We start from the raw sequence: 22,360 nt of genomic DNA, 5'->3' as shown, positions 1-22,360 counted from the left end.
TTGCTTCCCATCTGAAGGGGCTGCAGAATGGCGGCCTCAGAACAGGTCTACGGGAGGGATATCATGATCTCACGTCGTCTTGTCACCCGACTGCTTGGGGCCGCAGTAATAGCTTTCGCGCTCAGCCCCGTCCCGGTAGCCCAGGCGTTTTCGCCCGAGGCGCGCAACGCCAAGCTAGATGAAGCCATTCGGGGCTTGGTGGAAGGCCGTAGCACGCCGGGTATCGTGGCGCTGATCCTCCAAGACGGCCGCCCGGTGTACAGCCGCAGCGTCGGCGTTCGCGAGGTCGGGGGTACCGCGCCGATCGGCGCAAACGACATGTTCCGAGTTGCCTCAATGACGAAGGCTGTCACCTCAGTGGCGGCGATGATCCTTGTCGAGCAGGGCAAGATTGGTCTGGATGATCCGGTTAGCCGCTTCCTCCCCGAGTTCACCAAGCTGCGGGTGAGAGGGCCCGACGGCGCCGAGTGGCCGGCCAACAGGCCCCCGACCATCCGCGAACTGCTCACCCATACCGCCGGGCTCTCCTATAACTTCATCAATAATCCCCGGCTTGTGGATGCCTATCGCGACGCGCGCGTGACAGACGGGCTAGATCAGCCCGAAGTAACCACCGCTGAAGCAATGCAGCGTCTCGCCTCCGTTCCGCTTGGCTATCAGCCTGGTACGGGCTGGGAATACTCGCTTGCGACGGACGTGCTCGGCGCCGTCATCGAGAAAGTGACGGGAAACAGCCTGGAAACTTTTGTCACCGAGCGCATTGCAAAGCCCTTGCGCATTGAGAGCTTTGTGTTCAACCCACCTGAGGCTCTTCGCTCACGCTTCGTGCAGGTGACGCGACCCGCACAGGTCACGGGCGCGCTCGGCACAGGCTACGTTCCCGTGATGGGGCCTGAGGCAGTGCCGTTCCCACCCACCAAGGGCACTGCCAGCCTCGACCCGAACCGCGCCTTCTCTCCGACTGCGTACAATTCCGGCGGCGCCGGCATGAGTGCCACGATCGGCGACTACGCGCGGTTCTTGCAGATGCTGCTGAACGAGGGCGAGCTTGACGGCGTGCGGGTGCTCCGCGCTGAGACGGTCCGGCAGATGACGCAGAACGCGACCGGCAACATGCCGACGATTCGCGGGCCGGGTTGGGGCTTCACGCTGGGCTTCGGGATCCTGACTGATCCCGCCGCAGCCAAGAGCCGTCTTCCGGCCGGTAGCTATGGATGGGGCGGCATCTATGGCACGCAGTTTTGGATCGATCCGACAAATCGCGTCATCGGCGTAGTCATGACCCAGACAGCGATTATCGGCTCCGGTCCAATTTCGAATGCCGTCCGGGAGGCGTTCTATGCAGCCGATTGAAGGTTCGATACCAAGTTAGGGTTCGCTCTGTTCCCGCGAACTGGTGACGTCCGATTGGGGCCAGCATGCGACATTGGAAATGGAAGAGGCCACCGGCTAAGGGGTACTTATTCGTCTGGATACCAAGCTCCGAGCAGAAATCTGCGCCTCGGCTTGGAGCCCTGCTTTTGGACGTCGGACAGATCGACGGCATAACGTTTCATCAAAAGCTTGATTGCCACCGCAATGATGACGAAAGGCGTCACGTAGATCGCGAATACCTCAAAGGCTTTCATGGCAACTCCTCCGCGATTTCACGCCAGGACACTACCATAATTCCTAGGGCGCGATGGGTCACGGCCCTGATGCCGATCGAGTTCCGCTAGGTGACGTCGCGGTGAGTCCTGTTAGCCCGGAAAGTGTGGACCTCTATTTCACAATCACGACCGGCACCAAGGCGGCCGTGATGACGCGCGATATCAGGGAAGATACAAGCGGCAAGCCTATGGCGCGTAACCAGCGCCGCACGTATTGCGGTTGCGGATCCGCCAGGACGATAACGTCGCATTTGTCTTCGGCCGCGCAACGGAGAATTATCGGCAGCGGATCGCCAATCTTGACCTTCGACAGGCAAACCACGCCCACCTTGCCCAACCGTTTGCTCACAGCATTGACGATGGGCAGCCCGACATCGTTGATCAGACGGTCCTCGATTTCTTCCTTCTTGAAACTCTGATAGCCGCGCAGGCGACCCTCATAATGTCGATCCTGCACGTTCAGAATGATGGCCTCAACATTGTCCTTGCCTTCGGCTATGGCGGCCACGAAATCGACAATGCGATTGGTGCGTTCGCTGCCATCGACGACGGCGAGAAAGCGCATGCCTCTTGTTGCCGAACTGGCGACCTCATGCCCGATGCCGCCGGGTGCAGTTGTCGTAGCCTGGTTTGTCATGCACATCTCCGTCTGGATTCACGGGAGCAACTGAAACGCCGCAGCGGCGACGAGGGTTGGAGCGAGCGCAGCCAAGACAAGGCCGCCTGCGCTGATCGTTCCGTCTTCGAAGCTGTTCTTCAGGATCGCGAATCCCGCCGGATTCGGTGCGTTTGCAATTACCGTGAGCCCACCGCCCGTCACCGCTCCCGCGACCAGGGAGTATTTGAACTCGTCGGAAACGCCGTCCACGAGCGAACCAAGATATGTCAGGGCTGCGTTGTCAGTTACTGCAGTCAACAGGGTGGCGCCGGTGAACAGCATGGTGGGCCCCATGTCACTGAGAAGCGGTTGCAGCCACCATTTCTGCTGGCCGCCGATCACCACCAAGCCGGCCAGGAAAAACGCAACCAGCAGACCTTCCCGCAGGATGAGCGGCGACTGATAGCGCTTGTACGCCTCGGCAAAGCCGAGAAAGAACATGAAGAGCGCGAGAAACACGATCGGATGATGATTGAAGGCGACCACCGCGCCGAGAAAGCCGAGATGAACTCCGGAACTCCAGGCTGGGACATCCAGCTTTGCCGGCGACACTGCGAGCTTCCGCAGATAGTCTCGGAACAGAAATGTGACCCCTGCAGCATTGACTGCCACGGCGAGTGCCGCCTTCCATCCGAACGTTCGCAACATGAACGGAAGGTCAAAGCCCCACTGCTCTGCAACCATGAGCACGGGAGGCGCGGCGTAGGGCGTCAGCGTACCGCCGATGGACACATTGACAAACAAGACGCCGATCGTGGCGTACATGAACCTTCTCGGCGCTCCGCCAGCAAAATACTGGTCGCGCAGCAGTAGCGCCGTCAGCGTCATTGCAGCAGGTTCCGTGATGAAGGAGCCGAGCAATGGACCTACCGAGAGCAGCGAGAGGTAGTAGGCGGTGGGTTGCGACAGGGGAATTAGGTGCGAGACGAGGCGAAGTAGCGCCGCCGCCATCTGGATGATCGGTCGGCTCGCGGCAATGACCATAACCACGAAGACAAACGCCGGCTCTGTAAAATTGCGGCTTTCGAGATAGGCGAGCGCGCCGGTGCTGCCCATCTTCACCACCATGAAGGCAATCAGAACCGCCGCCCAGAACCCGAATACTACCTCGACTTCTGCGAGCAGATGCCAAAGCCCGGCATGGCGCGGTTGAATATGCGCCATGCGTTCGAACGACCGCGTCGAGAACGTGTGCAGCACAGCTATGGCAAAGATTGCTGCCGCCGCCACCGCTACGTCGAAGGGCGTTTCATCCGGCACCGAGTCTCGCCTTTTGTGCTCATTCCGATCGGGCTAGACTGACGACCAAGCCGCCTCCGAACAATTCGGTGCGAAACCGTCGGGACTTTTCCGGTGTGGTCGTTCCCAGAGTAAAACTACCTAATCGCGCACGTCGTGCGTCCCGGAGTATTGTGATCATGCGGCAACCGAGTTTCGAAAACATGGGCTCGGGCAGGCCGCTGGTGCTTCGGATGTCGCGCTGGTATCTTGCGATCGGCTTGGGCTATCTTGTCAGTTACGTGCTGCTCGACTGGATCAGCTACGTCCATCCGTTCGCCACGTTCGGCATCACACCCTGGAATCCGCAAACCGGCCTCAGCTTCGCATTGATCCTGCTGTTCGGCGGCGCGTACATGCCTTGGCTGTTTGCGGCGCCGCTGATTGCCGATCTGATTGTTCGCGACCTGCCTCTTCCGCCCGGCGTCGAGTTGCTTGTCGTGGCGATTACCGGGCTCGGATATGGTTCGGCTGCGCTTCTGCTGCTGCACCGTCGCTTCGGCTTCGATCGTTCATTGTCGTCCCGCAGCTCCCTGTTGTGGCTCGTAACGATAGCTGTCGCCAGCATTGCGCTCGTGTCGATTGGACACGCGCTTGTTCTTGTACTGCATGGGATCATTGCATCACATGATTTCGCACAGGTATCGCTGCGAGGTTTCATCGGCGACTTGATCGGCGTGATCGTCTTCACGCCGTTTGCTCTTATCGTGTTCACGCGGCGGAGCTTTCCCGTGGTCTCGTGGGAAGCCGCGGCCATTCTTCTCCTGGTTCTTGTCGGACTCTGGGGCGTATTCGGCGTCACCGAGGTGCTCCGCTTCCAGCTTTTCTATGTGTTTTTCGTTCCGGTCGTCTGGATCGCAGTGCGTTTCGGTCTGGAAGGCGTGACGCTTGGCCTCGCCGTCATTCAGATTGGATTGATCGCTGCGATCGAGCTGTCACATGAAAGTGCGACTGATGTCGTTGCCTATCAGGCGCTGATGACTGTCCTATCGGCGACCGGCCTTGCCATCGGAGTACTGGTTTCGGAGCAGCGGCGCACACAACATCAGCTTCGAATACACCAGGACGCCCTTCATCGAGCATGGCGACTCGCAACCATGGGAGAATTTGCTGCCGCAGTCGCGCACGAGATCAACCAGCCGCTCACCGCGATCGGCAACTATGCCCGACTTGCGAAGCGGGCCGTCGAGAAAACGCCGCCTGATACTGCAGCCGCCGCAACAGCATCATCGGAGGCGATCGTGCAGGTTGATCGAGCGGGAGCCGTGGTGAATCGCTTGCGCGATTTCATCCGGCTTGGGAGGATCGAGACGAGCTCCGTCAGTGTCACAACGCTCGTAGCAGAGGCAGTCGCGGTGTTCGGGCCCGAGCTGGAGCGGCGGGGCATCGGGTGTCAAACGTCGGTTGGACGGGATGTTCCGCCGGTGCTCGCGGATGGCCTGCAGATCGAGCAGGTCATTCTAAATCTTGTCCGCAATGCCGCCGAAGCGTTGGCCGGCGCGGGCCGGTATGATGGCAAGATCGTTATCGAGGGTCTGACAGGACCGAATGGGAAGGTCACGATCCGCGTGAGTGACAATGGTCCCGGGATTGATCCCGATCTCGGGGACGATGCAATCGCTGCATTTGCCACGACGAAGCCAGATGGGTTGGGACTAGGTCTTTCGCTTTCACGATCGGTCATCGAAGCTCATGGCGGGGAGCTTCGGATTGAAAGCACAAAGCACGGCACTACAGCATCGTTTACGCTGCCAGCCGTGCATAGTTCGGGTTCGGGTGCATGACTATAGCTTTGATCGACGACGACGACGCAATTCTGCGCTCTTTGAGCATGCTCCTTGAGGGGCGGGGGATCCCGGTGCGAGCGTATTCGTCAGCAGAGAGCTTTTTAAACGCGCTGGCCACCGAACCGCCCCAATGCGTCGTTTCGGACATTCGCATGCCAGGGATGTCAGGTATCGAGCTGCAACAGAAGCTGAAGGATGAAGGAACGATACCGCTTATTCTCATTACCGGGCACGGTGACGTTACGATGGCTGTGCAGGCTATCAAGCAAGGCGCTTTCGATTTCATCGAGAAGCCGTTGGACGATGAGCGGCTGGTCGACAGCATCTCGCAGGCGATCGAAAGCGGAAACCGCCTTAGAAGCGAGCACAGAGAACGCGCGGCCCTTCAAGCGCGTGTGGCCGAGCTTTCGCCGCGCCAGGTCGAAGTCATGCAACTCGTGGCGGAGGGGTTGTCAAACAAGGAGATCGCGCACAAGCTGGGGATCAGCACTCGGACTGTAGAGAATTATCGTGCCTGGGTGATGGAAAGGATGGGCGCCAACAGTCTCGCCGATCTGGTTCGAAAGGTAATTGCCCTAACATCCCGGGCCTGAATGTGATGGATGAAGCGCGCCGCTTTGGATGCCGGAAGGCCGGTCGGCCCGCTCGATCGCCAGCCCGACAGCCCCGCAATTATTTATCGCAGATCATCCCGTCGGGCTTGGCAGACTTGCCGCCGTTAGGAGCGGGAGTATATTTTGCCAATGGCTATCAGCTCCCCCGATCTGAAAGCGTTCTTGCTCGCCACACCTTTCTTCGGTGGCCTTTCGGATGCAAGCCTCGATCTCCTGATCTCGATGCTGGTCGAGCGCCGCTTCAACGCCGGTGCGACTGTCGTAGCGGAAGGAGAGCCGGGGCGCTCCATGTTCATTGTTCATTCCGGCCAGCTCGTGGTGAGCAAGCGGGCGGATGCCGGAGCAGTCATTCGCATGGCGGGTCTCGAGCCCGGTGATTTCTTCGGCGAAATGACGCTTATCGAAATGCAGAACCGATCAGCCACCGTAGTCGCGGAGAGCCCAACGGTCCTGTACGAGCTCACAGCCCAAAAACTCTACATGTGCTACAAAGCCGACATCCATGCGTATGTAATGGTTATGCAGAATATCAACCGCGAGCTTTGTCGGCGGCTCCGCCGCGCCGACGACCGCATTGCCAAGCTGCAGATGCTTCACGCGAGCCAATGAGGCAGGTTTCGCGCGCGGCGTGGGTGGGACGAAAAACTGCGAACAGCGCAGTGGCGCCTCACACTGCGCAACTTGCTACGCACTACGGCCCGGCGGGAGAACGACGACGATCGCGCCGAGTTTCACCCGATTGACGAGATCGATGATGTCTTCGTTGGTCATGCGGATGCAGCCGGACGAGATGGCCTGACCGATATATTCCGGCTGGTTGGTGCCGTGGATGCGGTACAGGGTGTCCTTGTTACCCTCGTAAAGATAGATCGCCCGCGCGCCCAGCGGATTGTCCGGACCTCCGGCAACGCGCTTCGGGTAGGGGCCCAATCGAGCCTGGATCTCTGGCGTCGGGATCCAATCCGGCCATTCCGCCATGCGGCCAACCGTGGCGACGCCGGCCCAGGCCAGCGCTTCCTCTCCCACCGTCACGCCGTAACGGATCGCCTTGCCTCCCGGCAGCACGTAATAGAGATAACGCGCGTTGCTATCGACCAGGATCGTGCCCGGCTGTTCTTTGCGCGTATAGTCGACGATATGTCGGCGATAAGTTTCCGGAATGCTCGCCTGCGCATAACGCGCGTGGCCAAGTAACTGCCGGTCCCTTGGGGTCAAACTGGCATTTGATGACGGCGCAAGCGTCGCTTGCATGCAGCCGCCGAGTAACCCCACCAGTAACAACGCGAGCCCACGCCCCATCATCGCGTGTCCTCCAAAAGTCGCATGGACGCAATTTGTTTGCTCAAAAAGTGCAGAAATCAAGGCGGAGGTGCCGAAAGCTGGGGCATCGCGACCTAAAGCATGAAATAAGATTTGATTACGACCACGAAGAAGGTGCGCTCCCTCTCCCGCTTGCGGGAGAGGGTTGGGGTGGGGGTGTCTCTGCGGGGCGACACTGCCCGAGTGGAGAGAGCCCCACCCGGAGCTTCGCCATAGCCGAGGCTTTGCCTCGGCGTCTCAGAGGACGGCCACCGAAGGTGGCCTACGCCTCCCCCGCGAGCGGGAGAGGTAAAGCGCGTCTGCGGCTACCGCGCCGGCTTCATGTAATTTGCCACGAGATGGTCGGCGATCTTGCGACCCATCGCTTCTCCGACTTCCAGCGAATTGCGAAAATGAATGCCGCCCCAGATGCGCACCTCTTTGTGCTCCTGGGCCATCTGCCCAAAGCTGGAAAATTGGCGCGAAAGGCGAGCGTCGGAAGTATCGGTCACGGTGAAGTTCTCCGTCCCGTTGCCAAAAACAGCTTCAAGAACGCCTCGCACCGCACCCGCGTTGATCCCGGCCTGCGACGGATACTCCGGATGCATCGGCGTGGTATTCAGAGGCAGCCAGCCTGCGTCGCGTTCAGTGGCATCGTTGCTGTCCTGGTCGCCGTTACGGATCGCAGTGATCGGCCGCCAAAAATTGTATTGGAATTTGGCGTCCCAATCGACAATGAAGCAATTGGCGAAAGCCATGGACATCAGTGCGAACACTCGCGCGCTTTCTGCCACAGGGAGATCGTGACGGGCGGAAGCCTGCCTGGTGGCCTGGAACCATGCGGACCCAAGGTTGGCCTGTGTCCAGAAGCGAACAGCGTTGGACTGCGCGTCGGTCCGCTTGGTGCTTTTCGCGCCACCCATTTCCTTGGTTTCGTTGTAATCGCGCGCGTAAAGAGCACTGTTGAGGAGCGGGGGCGGAGCCGGGCGAAACTGACTCGCGCTCTCCATGCCCCACGGCATGGCCGTCGCATATTGAGGAAACAGCGGCAGGGTGGTCGGCACCCAGACGCCGGGCGTGGTGAGCGGGCGATACGTGTCGGCCGTGTTTGTCGCGTCGCTCTGACGTTCCGCGAAAATGGCGCCCGCAACTTTTTCACCTAAATCAATGCCTGCAACCCGTGCGGAGTTGTCCGGAATGGTTTTCATCGTCTCGGCGAAGGCCGCATCGATCAGCTCCTTCTGGCCGGGATACTGGCGCATCAGAATTTCGCGGGCAGCCGCCGCTGCCGCGGCCTCGGCCGAGGCGTTCGGGTCAATCGGAAGCTCTGGTATGTAACGCGAATATCGGTTCTGCACCGAGTTGACCGCGTCAGACATGGACACGTTCACCAGGGCCATGCTGCGCGTCCACGGATTGCCGCTCACGTTGGCCGCCTTCATCACGCCCATTGCGGTGTTGTTCCAGTCGCTGATGACGTCCGCGCGGACTGGTGTATCGGCTGAGATAAGGGCCAGGCCGACGATTACAGATTTCAGTACGTTCATCGCTGCCTCCTTCGAAAAGTTAGGTTTTCGAAATGCCAATGTGGTGTGCATGTACCTCCGAAATGACTTCATGCGCGCATCCGCGCCCGTCTCGCGAAAGCGTCGCCCAACTGCCAAGGGTCTAAGTATGCTTTTCGCTAAGGAGGCCGATTGCAGCGGCGCTTAGCGAAGTCGCGCCTATCGCTGAGACGTGTCCGTTTTCGAAGCTGATATCGCAGACCAGCGCTCGTCAAAACTGGCAGTCGGGAGCTCGTTCGCGTCAACTGCGAGGTCTTTCGACATCGTCGTGCCGCCGGAGACGACAGTGCCCTCGGTCAAAGGCGAATGCGACCTCATGGTGGCCGCAGTTGCGGCAACAGCGAGCAGAGCGACAGCCACGAATCCGGTAATCGTTCGGTGCCTTGTCATCAGAACCTCCTGCGGTTCTTAACGCCCCTTGGCGTGGGTCACGGGAGCTTCGCAAAGGTTCAACAGCAGTGGAGACAATATGGATTGTGCGAAGCCAAAGATCGGACAACGAAGTTGTCCCAGATTCAAATGTTCAGCTCTTTTTCGGAGTAGCGACATTCTTGGCCGCGGCTGTGTTTCGCAAATGTGAGCACAGTTTCTTTCGGCTACGGTGATTTGCGGACTCGATGCTCGCGACCAAGCCCCGGATTCTCATCCGGGGCTTCGCGCTGCGGGCTCAAGCGCTCAACGCGCCCGCTTGAGCGTGTTCTCGATCATGTAGGCCGCGACCTTTCGGCCCACGTCCTCGCTGGTGCGGATCGCGAATCGATAGTGCACACCGCCCCACACGCGGACATTCTTCTGCTCCTCGGCCATATCGGCCAGGCTGGCGAATTGCCGCGTTCGCTTCGCATCTCGCACATCGGTTGCCGTGAAAGGAATGGCCTTCACGGGGCCGAACACCGACTCCAAAATTGCCGACGCGATCGTTGCGTTGATCGTCGCCTGCGAGGGGTATTCCGGATGCATCGGCGTGGGATTGAAGGAGGTCCAGCCGGCATCTCGCTCAGTGGCATCATTGCCGTCCTGGTCGCCATTACGGATCGCGGTGACCGGGCGCCACAAATTATAGGTGTACTTCGCTTCCCAATTGACGATGTAGGCGTTCGCCAGACTCATGTTGAGCAGCGCGAACAGGCGGGCACATTCGGCAAGCGGCATCTCCTGCTTCATGGTGAGCTCGCGCGCCGCCGCCTGCCATGCCGGGCCGAAATTAATGTTTTCCCAAAATTTTACCGCCTCGGTCTGCTCAGCGGTACGCGCCGTGCTTTTGGTGCCGCCGAGGCTCTTGACTTCGTTGTAGTCTCGCGCCCACTCGGCGCTCGACAGTGCTGGCGGCGGGCCGGGCCGGAACTGCTGGGCACTCCCAAACACCCATGGCTTTGCGCGCGTGTATTGCTCCCGGATCGGCGGTGTGGTCGGCACCCATACCCCTGGGGCAGTGTGCGGCCGGTAAGTGTCCGCAGCGTCGGTGCCGTCGTTTGCGCGGTCGGCCTGTACTGCGTCGGCGACCGCCATACCCAGCTTGATGCCTTCGGTCTTGGCCGACCCGTCCGGGATCGCCTGGAGCGATGCCGCGTAGGCCTCTTCGATCTTGTCTTTCTTGGTTGGGTAGATCTGAACAAGGATCTGCCGCGCGGCCGCCGCGGCCGCGGCTTCTGCCGACGCGTCCGGAGCAGCCGGAACGGTCGCGACCACGCGGGTGTAGCGGTTATGCACGGTATTGATCGCATCCGACATCGCAACATGCACCATGGCCAAGGTGCGCAGTTTGGGATTGTTGCCGAGGTCATTGGCCACCAGGGTACCGGTGGTCGCGTTCCAGTCAGTAACGACATCGGCGCGCGCCGGCGCGCCCAACAGCGCGGCAGCGATGATGCCCGGCAGCAGAGTAGCTGCCGACATTCCTAAAACGGATTTCATCGGAAGACTCCTTTTTGCCGCCCACGCGATGGAGCGTTGGTTCACGCCAGGTGGGCATGGGCACCTTAGTCCTCCGCATTTCATCTTGGTGTGAACCACTTCACCTGTGGCGCGAGACATCCGAGCGGCCTCTGCGCCCGCAAAGCTAGGCGATCGCGCAGAGGCGCGCTATTCTTCTTCCACCTCACGTTGTCACGGCTGCAGCAGACTGGTGACCCATGGACAGCGACCCCTCACAGATCCCGGTTGAGCCGATTCCCTTCGAGTACGGCCTGGCCCGTTTTGCGCAGAGCCTCGCCAGAGGGCGGGCCAAGATCGTCGCGATCGGCTCGTCGACGACGGCGGGCGACGGCAAGATCAAACCCTATCCGGAACGGTTGCTGTCGCTTCTTCAGGCCAAATATCCGAAAGGCAGGATCAGCATGGTCAACCAGGGAGTCGGCGGCCAGGAAGCGCCGATCGAGCTCGAGCGGTTCGATACCGACGTCATCGCCGAAAAACCCGATCTGGTGATCTGGCAGGTCGGGACGAATGCAGTTTGGCAAAGACCGGACAACATTCCTCCGCCTCCCTCTTTTGACGAAACATGCCGGGCCATCCGCCATGGACTCGTCAAGCTGCGTGACGAAACGCAGGCCGACGTCATCCTGATGGACCTCCAATATGTGCCGGCCGTGCTGACGCCGGCCAAGAAGGACAAGGCGATGGCGATGGTCAGGGCGATCAGCGAACTGGCGGAGGACGCGGGCGTCAATGTATTTCGCCGCTTCGCATTCATGAAGGGCTTGCATCACGTCGAGCAGGTCTCGTTCGACCGGATGATCGACCCGAACGATGAACACAGGCTGCACGACAGCGATTGGGCCACGCAACGTGTGGCGTGGGCGGTGAAGCTCGCGATCGTCGGCGGCGTCGACAAGGTATGGTCAGCGGCAGCCGCGAGCAACAGTTAGGGCGTGTTGGGTCATTTACGCTCGCCGCCGTCTGCTTGTGCCTGAACAGCGGCGGAATAGGATGTGTCCCTCGACTGCCGCTACGGGTCAACAGCGGACGCTTCGCCTTCGGTCGCGATATAATTTGCTCACCGATGGAAGGCGGTATAGGCGAGCAGGCCGACAAAAATCCAGAATGTCATGCCAGTGAAGAACGACGTGAGGTGGTGCGGATGGCGCAAACCGAATAAGCTCAGCAGGCATCGACCTGTCCCCTCGAAGAACGCCTCAAAAACCGCGCTGACTAAACCAACGATTAGATCGGCCATCGGTTGTGCAATTCCGAAATCGGGGCATGGCTCATTGTCGAAGACCCAAGCTAAGGCGTCATTAAGCCGCGCCCAGCACGATTTGGTGGGCTTAACGAGTTCTCAATTTCGAGACAGCGCCAAGGCAACCGTGAGAGGAAACCACGACAAGAGTGAGAGTAAACAGACCAAAAAGTGATTTGGTCACCGCGCTCTTCCAGTCGGTAGTGACCCGCGCCAACCACAGAACGGCAACAATGGATGAGCAAACGGCAACGCCGACCGCCGGACCATGCGCGAAAGACTGAGCGGCAGCTTAAGCCCGATGTAGATCACGAACGCCCCCATATAGATCGACCATGCCACCCAGCAGAACGAGAGCGCCTCCTCCAGCGACAGTTTTCGACCGAAGAACCATTTCGGGCGCAACACCATGAATGCGGACGCGCCCAGCATCGCAAAACAGCCCAACCAGGCAGTATCAGTATACGTCATACTTGATCCTTGGTGGTGACATCAGAACCGCACTTACGCCTCAGAGCCCAGCGGCCCGTCATGAATCTGTGAAACTCGAGCATCGTCGTGTCAGAAGGCAACGCAAAACCTTGAAGGAGTTGAAAGCCAGCGCAGTAAAACACTGCTGCGGCCATGGTCGCCGACGTCAGCGCAGTGAGAAATGCATCGCCGGATCCCATTCCCGGCCTTCCAAAAATGAAAAGCGAGCATAATGGCGTCAGAGTTGCCCCCACAACGAAAGGCCAATGGGCAGGGTATGTGAAATGAGCATGCTGCCGAGACGTTGCGTGTCGGCAGATTATCACGGTCTAAGTAGCTCTTCGGAAATTCGAGCCGTTAGACTTTTAAGCAAATGTCGCGCCTGGTCCAATAGCCGATTTCTTTAGGGGACGCTGCGGCGCGTACTGAAATGGCGGTACCCTGTATCAGAAGCGCTTTCACGTGACTCGCTGCAGGCCAATGTCCGCCGTGGGGTCATCCTTAGACATCGGCCTGCGCGGTTATCGATTCCGCATCTCTGAATAGCGGACATTGCCAGGGGCAGGTCGGATTGACTCGAGGCAGATGACATGGGTGCCGTTTACCGTCGGGCGATGTTCAATGACGCGAGCCGCCTGTGCGACATTCGGCGGCGATCGATCATTGAACTTGTGCCTCCAACGATGACGGCCGCCGACGCGCAGGCGTGGGCTGCGAAGCTCACGCGCGCCGGAATGGAGCAAAAGCTGCGGGAGCTGGAAGTGTGGGTGGCCGAGCGGGCGGCGCCGGCCGACAATCTCGTTGATCCCACGGTCAGCTCAGGCCTAGACTGGCCAAGCTGAGCTATCCATGTCGTTCCAGGAGGATTCCATGAAGGTAGTTTCGCGATTCCTGCTCGCCGTGACCGTTCTCGCATTCGCCGCCGGCGGCGGCTATGCGCAGGACGGTGGCATGAAGAAGTGGTCAAAAGGAAAAGGGTGGGGCTGGGTTTGGGGGCCTCAGGACGAGGTCGGAAACCTCAACGAGATGACCGATGCATCTCGTTTGGCCGCCTTGAAGCTCGTGACACAGGGTAAGGTCTACGATCTCGGCCTTCCGTACGACCGCTATTCATACAAATGGCCCGGCCACAGCCCGGGCGAAATCATGAGTTTCCGGTCGCCTGCGGGCGTGAGGAGCCAGAAGGACCTGCCGTTCACCACGCCGGAGGGCGGCAATACGGGCATCACCGCCTGGCATAGCAACGCGATCTTCATGAACGACAACGTGGCGACCCAGATTGATGGGCTCGGCCACATCACGCACGGACCGAAGAACGAGTTTTACAACGGCTTCACGTCCGACGAGTGGGGCGGCGACTTCGGCGTTCGCAAGGCTGACGTGACCACGATCCCGCCGATCGTTGCGCGGGGCGTCCTGGTCGACGTTGCGGGCTTCAAGAACGTGGAGGCCCTTCCGTCTTCCTATGAGATCACTGTCGCTGATATCGAGGGCGCGTTGAAGGCGCAGAACGTCGACGTCACCCCGGGCACGGTCGTTCTGCTGCGCACGGGAACTGCGCGCTACTGGGGCGAGAACGGCCGCGACCATGCCAAAATCGGCCAGCACGACTCGGCGGGCATCGGCCTGACAGCCGCGAAGTGGCTCGTCGAGGAGAAGGGCGCGCTTGTGCTCGGCTCCGATACGTCCGGGCTCGAATATGGGCCGCCAAAGCCGGCCGACTCTCAGGCCGTTGGCGGCAGCTTCATCCCGGTCCACGTCTATCTGCTGGTCCAGCAGGGCGTCCACATCCTGGAGTTCAATAACCTCGAGCAGCTCGCCGCCGATCGTGTCTACGAGTTCGCCTATATCCTGACCACAAACGCCATCCGCGGCACCGTGGCCGGCACGACGCTGCGGCCGCTGGCCCTCCGGTAATCGAACGTAGCGCTGATTGGCGACCGAGAACGGTTACGGTACCCACTCTGCAAAACTTCGCGGCTGCGATGTCGTCGCTCTCTGGGTCGAGGATGTCGCTGCCGCCGGGTACACGACGGATCGCGCAACGAACCGACAAAAGAAAACCGGCGATCTGTCAGATCTTGAACTCTCTCAATAGCGGCCGTTGCCCTGTTGGTTCGGCAGGTCGGTTTGACTTGAGGCAGATGACATGGGTGCCGTTTACCGTCGAGCGACGCGCAAGGACGCGAACCGTCTGTACGACATTCGGCGGCGATCAATCCTTGAACTCGCGCATCCAACGATGACGGCCGCCGAGGCGCAGGCGTGGGCGGCGAAGCTCACGCCCTCCGGCATGGAGCGGAAGCTGCGTGAGCTGGAAGTATGGCTTGCCGAGCTGGGCGGCATCGTCGCGGGGTGGGCGGCCATTCGCGAGGATCGCCTGGAGGGCCTGTATACGGCGCCCGAATTTGCCGGGCAGGGGGTGGGTGCCGGATTGCTCGATCGGCTCGAAGGGCTGATGCGCGACCGGCAGTTCCCTTTGGTGCGCGCTGAGGCAAGTTCGAATGCCCGCGGTTTCTATCTTCGGCGCGGCTACCGGGCGACCGGTCCGCAAACGCCGGAAGGTGCTTGGCCCATCGAGAAAGAACTTCTGACCTGAAACAGGGGCGGGCGGAGTATAGATGCGTCGGACGGCGGCGCGGATTGGGTGGCCGATTAAGCCGTTCGCGGCGCTTGATTTTCACCGCGCGAGGGGCGACTTTGGCGCCCGCTTGGCCGGGCCTGTCGGAGCCCGCGCGGCGGGTTGTCAGGAGGATATTGCGTGGCGGACCATCAGGTGCACGATTTGACGCCGGAAGACGTTTCCAAGGGGATGGCGGAGGGACGCTATCTTCTGGTCGATGTCCGCGAGCCCAACGAGGTGGCGGTGGAGGCCTATCCGGATGGAGTGGTCGTTCCGCTCCAGAGCTTCGATCCGGCGGCCATTCCGGAACCGCAAGGAAAGCAGGTGGTTTTCGCCTGCCGCTCGGGCAAGCGCTCGGTGACGGCTTCGCTCGCGGCGCAGGCAGCAGGGCTGCCTTACGACAAGCATCTGGCAGGGGGCATCATCGGCTGGAAGGCCGCGGGATTGCCGACCAAAACCGGCGGCTGATCTGCCAATGACCTCCATGAACAAGGTCTTTGCCGACCTTCCCGTCACCGTGTTCGAGGCGATGTCGCAGGCCGCGCGCGACAACAACGCCATCAATCTCGGCCAGGGCTTTCCCGACGATCCCGGGCCGGAAGACATCCGCCGCGCCGCGGCCGATGCGACCGTGAACGGCTACAACCAGTACCCGTCGATGATGGGAATTCCGGAACTCCGGCAGGCGATCGCCGCTCATTACGGCCGCTGGCACAAGCTCTCGCTTGATCCGGTGACGGAAGTGATGGTGACCTCGGGCGGCACCGAGGCGCTGACCGCGTCCATTCTCGCCGTGGTCGAACCCGGCGATGAGGTCGTCGTGTTCCAGCCGGTCTATGACAGCTATTTGCCGATCATCCGCCAGGCCGGCGGCATTCCGCGCCTGTTGCGGCTCGAGCCGCCGGGCTGGCGGCTGACGGAAGAGATGCTGGCCAGCGTCTTCAATCCCAAGACCAAGGCGGTGCTGTTCAACAACCCGCTCAATCCGGCGGCCGTCGTCTACCCCCGCGAAGACCTCGAACTGCTGGCGCGCTTCTGCCAGAAGTTCGACACCATTGCGATTTGCGACGAGGTCTGGGAGCACGTGATCTTCGACGGCCGCGAGCATATACCGCTGATCACGATCCCGGGCATGCGCGACCGCACCATCAAGGTCGGCAGCGCCGGCAAGATTTTTTCGCTGACGGGATGGAAGGTCGGCTTCGTCTGCGCCGCGCCGCCGCTGCTCAGGGTGGCGGCCAAAGTGCACCAGTTCCTGACCTTCACCACCGCGCCGAACCTGCAGGCGGCGGTGGCCTATGGCCTCGGCAAGCCGGACGAATATTTTTACGACATGCGCAAGGAACTGGCGCGGAGCAGGGACCGGTTGACGAAGGGACTGGAGAGCATCGGCTTTCCCGTGCTGAAGTCGCAGGGCACGTATTTTCTCACCGTCGACCTCTCGCCGCTTGGGCTGAATGAGACCGACGTCGAGTTCTGCAGGCGCATTGTGAGCGACTACAAGGTCGCCGCGATCCCGGTGTCGGCTTTCTATGAACAGGATGCTGTGACGTCGGTGGTGCGGTTCTGTTTTTCCAAGAAGGACGAAACGCTGGATACCGCGCTGGAACGCCTGTCGGACGCGGTGCACGGCCGTCGCAAGAGGTAGAGGATGCGCGCTCCAATCCGAAGCCCGCTTCGCCTGATCGGCGCAATTGCTCTGGCGCTGTCGCTCTCGCCCGCGTGGGCGCAGGAGCGCACCGTGAACTTCTACAATTGGTCGAACTACATGGCGCCGGGGGTGCTGGAGGATTTCACCAAGCAAACCGGCATCAAGGTGGTCTACGACACGTTCGACGCCAACGAGACGCTGGAGACGCGCCTCTTGGCCGGAAAGTCGGGCTACGATGTCGTGGTGCCGACCGGCTATTTCCTGCAGCGCCAGATCACCGCAAAAGTCTTCCTCAAGCTCGACAAGTCGAAGCTGCCCAATCTCGCCAATGCTTGGCCGGTGGTGACCAGCCAGCTTGCGACCTACGATCCCGGCAACAACTACGCCGCCAACTACATGTGGGGCACCACGGGCATCGGCTACAACGTCAAGACGGCCGCGAGGATTCTCGGGCCCGATGCCAAGATCGACAGTTGGGATATCGTCTTCAAGCCGGAGAACCTCGCAAAATTCAAAGACTGCGGTATCCATATGCTTGATTCCGCCGACGACATTCTGCCGGCGGCGCTGAGTTATCTTGGCATCGATCCGAACTCCACCAAGCAGGCCGATCTGGAAAAGGCCGCCGATCTCGTCAGCAAGATCAGGCCCAACGTCCGCAAGTTTCACTCTTCCGAATATCTGGGTGCGCTGGCGTCGGGCGAGATCTGCTTCGTGGTGGGCTGGTCGGGCGACATCATGCAGGCGCGCAGCCGCGCGGCGGAAGCGAAGAACGGCGTCGAGATCGGCTACACCATCCCGAAAGAGGGCGCGCAGATGTTCTTCGATAATCTCGCGATCCCTGCGGATGCCAAGAACGTCGCGGAAGCCTACGAGCTGATCAACTATCTCTACCGCCCCGAGGTCGCGGCGAAGAATTCCGACTTTTTGTCTTACGCCAACGGCAATCTCGCGAGCCAGAAGCTGATCGATCCGAAGATTTTGAATGACCGCAACATCTATCCGGACGAGGCGACGCAGAAAAAGCTGTTCGTCATCCGGGCCCGCGAGCCTGCGACGCAGCGGATCATCAACCGGCTGTGGACGCGGGTGAAGACGGGGAGGTGATACGGCACTCCGGTGCCCCATCCGTCATTGCGAGGAGCAACGCGACGAAGCAATCCATGCATCAGCAAGCGGGAAGATGGATTGCTTCGCTTCGTTCGCAATGACGTGGAGAGGTCTCCCGCGCACAATACCTCATCCGGCCAACAAACCTCCATTGCCGGAACGCGAAGGAAACTCTATAGCTCCCCTCCGGGAGCATCACATGACCAACATCCTCACCTTCTTTTCAACACGCACACTGCTGCAGATCATTGTCGTCCTGGCATCGACCGTTGCGATGAAGGCGTGGAGCCTCGGCCTGTTCGGCGGATAGGCCCCAACCGGGAGGTGAGGGAGCGTTGCTCCCGTCATTGCGAGGCGCGAAGCGATGAAGCAATCCATGCCTCAGCGAGTCGAGCGATGGATTGCTTCGCGGAGCCTGTCATCCTGCGGCGCTTCGCGCCGACCGGGTGGCTCGCAATGACGGGGAGAGACGGTTGCGGACCTACCGCCACCGCCTGTGCAGCCACAGCCACTGGTCCGGATATTCCCGCACCCAGCCTTCGACCACGGATGTCACCGCCTGCATCGTGCCCTGGATGTCGATTTGCCCGGAGGCGTCGCGCACCGGCTTGACCTCTTCGGATAGTTCGGCGCGGAAGCGGTGGTTGGGCAGGCGGATGATGCGCACGCCGTGCACAGGGCATTCGACCTGCCGCAACAGCCGCGCCAGCGTCGGATTGGCCTTGGTCTTGCGGCCGAAGAACGTCACCTCGACGCCGTTGCCCATGTACTGATCGACCAGCATCGCGACGTGCTGGCCCCGCTGCAGGGCCTCCGCCAGCTTGAGCGGCGCCTCGCGGCCGGCCGGCACCAGCGTGCCCATCTTGACGGCGCGGATTTTTTGGATGGCGCGGTCGGCGGCCTCGATGTTCGGCCGGCGGAACAGGATCGCGCAGTCGAGCCCGTGCGCGACGGCGCCGAGCGCCGGGATTTCCCAATTGCCGAGATGGCTCGCGAAGATGATCGCAGGCCTCCCGTCGTCGCGCAACGAATCGAAGATTTCCTTGGTCCGCGGGGGAAACTCGATGCGGCTCGGCTTCTCCGGATGATCGAGGTCGTAATCCCAGATGTGATCGAGATGGGCGAACTCGGCGCCGATGCGACCGAGATTGTCCCAGACGCCGGCCAAAATGGTTTCGATCTCTTCGGCCGATTTCTCCGGGAAGGCGGCCTTGAGATTTTCGCGGCCTATGCGGTCCTCGCGCAGCCTGCGGCCGATGAAGCGGGTGACGCGGCCGAAGAAATCGGCGGTCTTGTCCGGATCGAAATAGCGCGTGGTCCGCAACAGCGCGATCGTCAGCGCGCCGACGGTGGCTTCCGCCACGGGCTTGGCGGCGTCGCGCAAGCGCGCCTTGGTGCGTAGGAGCAGGCGTTTCATTTAAGAAATAGCCAGCTCGCTACACCGGTTCGCGCGTCAGGATCAGCGAGGCGTTCTGCCCGCCGAAACCGAACGAGTTCGACATCACGGCGGTGACCTTGGCGTCGCGCGCCTTGTTGCCGACCACGTCGAACAGGATGGCCGGATCCGGAATCTCGTAGTTGATGGTCGGCGGAATCCGCTGATGCTCCAGCGTCAGCAGCGAGAATACGGCTTCCACCGCGCCGGCCGCGGAAATCGTATGCCCGACCATCGACTTGTTCGAGGACACCGGAATCTTCGGCAGATGATCGCCGAACACGACCGCGGTCGTGTTGTACTCCATCTTGTCGTTTTCCGGCGTCGCGGTGCCGTGCGCGTTGATGTGGTCGATCTGCTCGGGCTCGAGGCCGGCGTCCGCCAACGTCTTGCGCATGCAGCCGATGATCGGCTTGCCGTCCGGGCTGGAGCGGGTGCGGTGGAACGAGTCGGTCAGCTCACCGCAGCCGGCCACCACGCCGAGAATTTTGGCGCCGCGTGCGATCGCGGACTCGTAGTTCTCCAGCACCATCGCGCCGGCGCCTTCCGCCATCACAAAACCGTCGCGGTTCTTGGAAAACGGCCTTGAGGCGGCCTGCGGCGGATCGTTCTGCGTCGACAGCGCCGACAACAGCGAGAATCGCACCATCGCTTCCGGGTTCACCGAGCCGTCGGTGCCGACGCACAGCGCCGCATCGGCCTCGCCGCGGCGGATCGCCTCGACGCCGAGCTGGATCGCGGTGGCGCCGGAGGCGCAGGCGGTAGAGAGCGAGATCGGCGATCCCTTGGTGCCGAAGGTTTCGGCCAGGTGGCTCGCGATCGAACCGAACATGAAGCGGCGATGGTAGGCTGTGAACCGGCCGCCGCCGCTGACGCGCAGCATATCCTCGTAGCCGAATTCGGTCTTGCCGACCGCGCGTCCGAGCTCGAGCCGCTGCGGCCATTCGACCTCGACCGGCGCAACGGCCAGAAACAGCGGTCCGGGAAAGTCGGCCTTGGCGCCGATCGCCGCCTGCTCGAGCGCTTCCCCGGTCGCCATCTCGGCGAGACGTTCGCTGAGGCCGGTCGACGAGAACGGATCGACGGTGACGAAATCCACGGTGCCGGCCATGGTCGTTTTCAGGCCGTCGATCGGAAAGCGCGTCACGGTGCGGATGCCGGATTCACCTGCGGTCAGCTTTGCCCAATTGTCCTGCTTGCCGGCGCCGAGCGACGTCACTATGCCCATGCCGGTGACGACGACGATCGGCCTGCCGAGTTTATCGCGTGGTGCTGACATGGTTCCCCCGATGTTGCGCCGTAACTGAAAGCGCGCTTGCGCTCATTGCTTGCTCTGGCGGTGCCGAAAGCGGTCTTTCGGCCACGCTCTACTTGATGGCCTCGACCAGGGCCATGCCTTCGCCCTGCCAGTGACCGGCCCCCACCACGACAATCTGGTCCGGGCTGCCTGCCTTTTCAACCTCGAGGCCGGTCGGGTCGTTGGGCGGGAACAGCGCGCCACGGGAGATCGAGAGTGCGGCAAGCGCCAGCCCCAGCGGAAACTGCGTCTCCAGCGTGTGACCGAAGATCGTGCCGGTGGCGCGCACCGCAAAGCGGGGATGCTGGCGCAAAAACGCCTTTTCGTCCGACGTCACCGGCTCGACGCCCGTTGCGCCCGTGATCAGGGTGCCGCTGTCGCCGACGCCGAGCTTCAGCCACAGCGCCTCCAGCGATTTGGTTACCGTGCCGGGCTGCTTGCGCTGCGCAAGGTCGGCAACGACCTTGGTCAGTTTGGCGTAAGGCTTGGCGCCGCGGGCTTCGGCGTGCTCGCGGGCTTCCAGCACCAGGAAGCAGCCGGCGGAGCCGAGCGCGAACCCGCCTCTATCCTCGCGTTGCCACACCGGCGAAAACTTTTCGGTCAGGTTGAAGTCGCCGAATTCATAGAGCACCAGGAGATCAGACCGTTCGCCATTATGGGCGGCGCCGACCAGCGCGATGTCGCTTTGGCCGGCTTCGATCCGTGCCAACGCAATCCGTGCCGCGTCGATGCTGGCGGCTTCCTCGCCCATGAAGGTGCGCGACGTGCCGCAGACGCCGTGCACGATGGCGATGTTGCCGGCGAGCAGGTTGGAGAGCTGGGCCAGGAACAGCGTCGGCCGCAGATCGTTCATCAGCCGTTCGTTGAGAAAGCCGGGGCTCGAATTGCCCTTGGCGTCGGCGCTCAGGATTGATGCGTCGACCGCGATGTCGCGCTCGCCGCCGCCGGCGGCCACGATCATGTCCATGCGGCCGAGGATTTCCTTGTTGCCTTTGACGCCGGCTGAATCCAGCGCCAGCCCGGCGGCATAGGTGCCGATGCGCTGCCAAGCTTCCATCTGGCGCTGGTCGCCCTTTTTCGGGATCTGCGCGTCGAAGGTAACAGGCGCCAGCGGATGCACGATGTAGGGCGCGAACCGCTTGTCGTCGATGTTGATCTTGCCGGCGTTGAGCGCATCCCAATGCGCGTCGAGCCCCTCGCCGAGCGAGGAGACGATGCCGATGCCGGTGATCCAGACTTCCTTGGCGCCCGCGGATTTTGGCTCAGTCATGCGTGATTGCCTGCAGTGGGAAGCCGATCTTGTTGGCCATCGCGTCCATATGCACGCGCATGGTGGGGTCGGGGAACGGAGTGAGGCCGAAGGTGATCTCGGCGCTGCACTTCAATTCCTTGCCGACGCGGCCCTTGGCCTTGGTGACGGCAAAGCCGGAACCTTCGTGCTCGAGCTTCGCCTCGATCGTCAGCAACGAGCCGGGGCTGACGAACCCGCGCATCTTGGCTTCCTTCACGATGGCGAGGAACGGCATGCGCTCGAATTTCAGGAGTCCAAGCAGCAGCCAGCCGGAGCTCTGTGCCATCGCTTCGGTCAAGAGTACGCCGGGCATGGTCGGAAAGCCCGGAAAGTGTCCCTCGAAGATGGTGTGCGTGGCCGGTACCTGCGCCTCGACCGTGATCCTCTTCTCGTCGAGGTTCAGGTCGACGACGCGGTCGATGAGCTTAAAGTAATCAAGGTCCATGGCGGGCGA

The 22,360-nt window shown here is 61.4% G+C and carries 23 protein-coding genes; 11 read left to right on the top strand and 12 right to left on the bottom strand.

Annotated features, from left to right (window positions below; all coding sequences use genetic code 11):
• Positions 1 to 63: 63 nt before the first annotated feature.
• Entirely contained in the window at positions 64 to 1,353 is a 1,290-nt protein-coding gene (locus YUO_RS0107505; RefSeq protein WP_198027985.1) for a serine hydrolase domain-containing protein, read from the top strand.
• Positions 1,354 to 1,460: 107 nt separating this feature from the next.
• Here the strand turns inward: YUO_RS0107505 and YUO_RS47095 are convergent, their stop codons facing one another.
• From YUO_RS47095 to YUO_RS0107490, 3 genes are all read right to left on the bottom strand, one after another.
• Positions 1,461 to 1,628, bottom strand: a complete 168-nt coding sequence (locus YUO_RS47095; RefSeq protein ID WP_198027984.1) for a hypothetical protein — start codon at positions 1,626 to 1,628, stop codon at positions 1,461 to 1,463.
• A 133-nt stretch (positions 1,629 to 1,761) separates the two neighbouring features.
• Positions 1,762 to 2,214 (bottom strand): universal stress protein, encoded by a 453-nt coding sequence (locus YUO_RS0107495; protein ID WP_028346709.1) that lies wholly within the window; start codon positions 2,212 to 2,214, stop codon positions 1,762 to 1,764.
• Positions 2,215 to 2,304: 90 nt separating this feature from the next.
• On the bottom strand, positions 2,305 to 3,567 hold the full coding sequence (locus tag YUO_RS0107490) for a putative Na+/H+ antiporter (RefSeq protein WP_051379268.1): 1,263 nt from the start codon (positions 3,565 to 3,567) through the stop codon (positions 2,305 to 2,307).
• A gap of 158 nt (positions 3,568 to 3,725) precedes the next feature.
• On the opposite strand from YUO_RS0107490, the gene YUO_RS0107485 reads away from it, so the two are divergent.
• The 3 genes from YUO_RS0107485 (at position 3,726) to YUO_RS0107475 (ending at position 6,595) form a co-directional block, all read left to right on the top strand.
• On the top strand, positions 3,726 to 5,369 hold the full coding sequence (locus YUO_RS0107485; protein ID WP_028346707.1) for an ATP-binding protein: 1,644 nt from the start codon (positions 3,726 to 3,728) through the stop codon (positions 5,367 to 5,369).
• A gap of 8 nt (positions 5,370 to 5,377) precedes the next feature.
• Positions 5,378 to 5,965 carry a response regulator transcription factor gene (locus YUO_RS0107480; RefSeq protein ID WP_235782638.1) on the top strand — a complete coding sequence of 196 codons (588 nt, stop codon included), beginning with the start codon at positions 5,378 to 5,380 and terminating at the stop codon, positions 5,963 to 5,965.
• A 150-nt stretch (positions 5,966 to 6,115) separates the two neighbouring features.
• Positions 6,116 to 6,595, top strand: coding sequence for a Crp/Fnr family transcriptional regulator (locus YUO_RS0107475; RefSeq protein WP_028346705.1), 480 nt, complete (start codon positions 6,116 to 6,118; stop codon positions 6,593 to 6,595).
• Between the two features lie 75 nt (positions 6,596 to 6,670).
• Here the strand turns inward: YUO_RS0107475 and YUO_RS0107470 are convergent, their stop codons facing one another.
• The 3 genes from YUO_RS0107470 to YUO_RS40050 all read right to left on the bottom strand — a co-directional run bounded on the left by YUO_RS0107470 (position 6,671) and on the right by YUO_RS40050 (position 10,701).
• Entirely contained in the window at positions 6,671 to 7,288 is a 618-nt protein-coding gene (locus YUO_RS0107470) for a L,D-transpeptidase (protein ID WP_028346704.1), read from the bottom strand.
• A 323-nt stretch (positions 7,289 to 7,611) separates the two neighbouring features.
• Positions 7,612 to 8,832, bottom strand: a complete 1,221-nt coding sequence (locus tag YUO_RS0107465) for a vanadium-dependent haloperoxidase (protein ID WP_028346703.1) — start codon at positions 8,830 to 8,832, stop codon at positions 7,612 to 7,614.
• A 693-nt stretch (positions 8,833 to 9,525) separates the two neighbouring features.
• The gene (locus YUO_RS40050; RefSeq protein ID WP_156908507.1) at positions 9,526 to 10,701 is read right to left on the bottom strand and encodes a vanadium-dependent haloperoxidase; all 1,176 of its coding nucleotides are present in this window, start codon (positions 10,699 to 10,701) and stop codon (positions 9,526 to 9,528) included.
• A 281-nt stretch (positions 10,702 to 10,982) separates the two neighbouring features.
• On the opposite strand from YUO_RS40050, the gene YUO_RS0107455 reads away from it, so the two are divergent.
• Entirely contained in the window at positions 10,983 to 11,717 is a 735-nt protein-coding gene (locus tag YUO_RS0107455; protein ID WP_028346702.1) for an SGNH/GDSL hydrolase family protein, read from the top strand.
• 128 nt (positions 11,718 to 11,845) lie between these two features.
• On the opposite strand, the gene YUO_RS0107450 is transcribed toward YUO_RS0107455, so the two are convergent.
• Positions 11,846 to 12,025, bottom strand: a complete 180-nt coding sequence (locus YUO_RS0107450) for a hypothetical protein (protein WP_028346701.1) — start codon at positions 12,023 to 12,025, stop codon at positions 11,846 to 11,848.
• 183 nt (positions 12,026 to 12,208) lie between these two features.
• The gene (locus tag YUO_RS0107445) at positions 12,209 to 12,499 is read right to left on the bottom strand and encodes a hypothetical protein (protein WP_156908506.1); all 291 of its coding nucleotides are present in this window, start codon (positions 12,497 to 12,499) and stop codon (positions 12,209 to 12,211) included.
• 590 nt (positions 12,500 to 13,089) lie between these two features.
• On the opposite strand from YUO_RS0107445, the gene YUO_RS0107435 reads away from it, so the two are divergent.
• The 6 genes from YUO_RS0107435 to YUO_RS0107410 all read left to right on the top strand — a co-directional run bounded on the left by YUO_RS0107435 (position 13,090) and on the right by YUO_RS0107410 (position 17,880).
• Entirely contained in the window at positions 13,090 to 13,341 is a 252-nt protein-coding gene (locus tag YUO_RS0107435; RefSeq protein WP_028346698.1) for a hypothetical protein, read from the top strand.
• A 28-nt stretch (positions 13,342 to 13,369) separates the two neighbouring features.
• Positions 13,370 to 14,416 carry a cyclase family protein gene (locus YUO_RS0107430; protein WP_028346697.1) on the top strand — a complete coding sequence of 349 codons (1,047 nt, stop codon included), beginning with the start codon at positions 13,370 to 13,372 and terminating at the stop codon, positions 14,414 to 14,416.
• A 232-nt stretch (positions 14,417 to 14,648) separates the two neighbouring features.
• Positions 14,649 to 15,098, top strand: coding sequence for a GNAT family N-acetyltransferase (locus tag YUO_RS43650; protein WP_051379266.1), 450 nt, complete (start codon positions 14,649 to 14,651; stop codon positions 15,096 to 15,098).
• A 213-nt stretch (positions 15,099 to 15,311) separates the two neighbouring features.
• Positions 15,312 to 15,590, top strand: coding sequence for a rhodanese-like domain-containing protein (locus tag YUO_RS0107420; protein ID WP_051379298.1), 279 nt, complete (start codon positions 15,312 to 15,314; stop codon positions 15,588 to 15,590).
• Positions 15,591 to 15,597: 7 nt separating this feature from the next.
• Positions 15,598 to 16,770, top strand: coding sequence for an aminotransferase (locus YUO_RS0107415; RefSeq protein WP_028346695.1), 1,173 nt, complete (start codon positions 15,598 to 15,600; stop codon positions 16,768 to 16,770).
• 3 nt (positions 16,771 to 16,773) lie between these two features.
• A complete protein-coding gene (locus YUO_RS0107410) occupies positions 16,774 to 17,880 on the top strand; it encodes a polyamine ABC transporter substrate-binding protein (RefSeq protein WP_035725972.1) in 1,107 nt (368 codons plus the stop codon).
• Positions 17,881 to 18,364: 484 nt separating this feature from the next.
• On the opposite strand, the gene YUO_RS0107400 is transcribed toward YUO_RS0107410, so the two are convergent.
• The 4 genes from YUO_RS0107400 to YUO_RS0107385 form a co-directional block, all read right to left on the bottom strand.
• A complete protein-coding gene (locus YUO_RS0107400) occupies positions 18,365 to 19,300 on the bottom strand; it encodes a lipid A biosynthesis lauroyl acyltransferase (protein ID WP_028346693.1) in 936 nt (311 codons plus the stop codon).
• Between the two features lie 19 nt (positions 19,301 to 19,319).
• Positions 19,320 to 20,597: a beta-ketoacyl-ACP synthase gene (locus tag YUO_RS0107395; protein ID WP_028346692.1), complete on the bottom strand. Its 1,278-nt coding sequence runs from the start codon at positions 20,595 to 20,597 to the stop codon at positions 19,320 to 19,322.
• Between the two features lie 88 nt (positions 20,598 to 20,685).
• Positions 20,686 to 21,885: a beta-ketoacyl-ACP synthase gene (locus YUO_RS0107390; protein WP_028346691.1), complete on the bottom strand. Its 1,200-nt coding sequence runs from the start codon at positions 21,883 to 21,885 to the stop codon at positions 20,686 to 20,688.
• Positions 21,878 to 22,351, bottom strand: coding sequence for a 3-hydroxyacyl-ACP dehydratase FabZ family protein (locus tag YUO_RS0107385; RefSeq protein ID WP_028346690.1), 474 nt, complete (start codon positions 22,349 to 22,351; stop codon positions 21,878 to 21,880). The genes YUO_RS0107390 and YUO_RS0107385 overlap by 8 nt, the downstream gene beginning before the upstream one ends.
• Between the last annotated feature and the right edge of the window lie 9 nt (positions 22,352 to 22,360).

It is taken from the genome of Bradyrhizobium murdochi, from assembly GCF_000472965.1.
GTDB lineage: Bacteria > Pseudomonadota > Alphaproteobacteria > Rhizobiales > Xanthobacteraceae > Bradyrhizobium > Bradyrhizobium murdochi.
The sequence above is the reverse complement of the archived record's forward strand: the minus strand, read 5'-3'. Positions and strand labels throughout refer to the sequence as shown.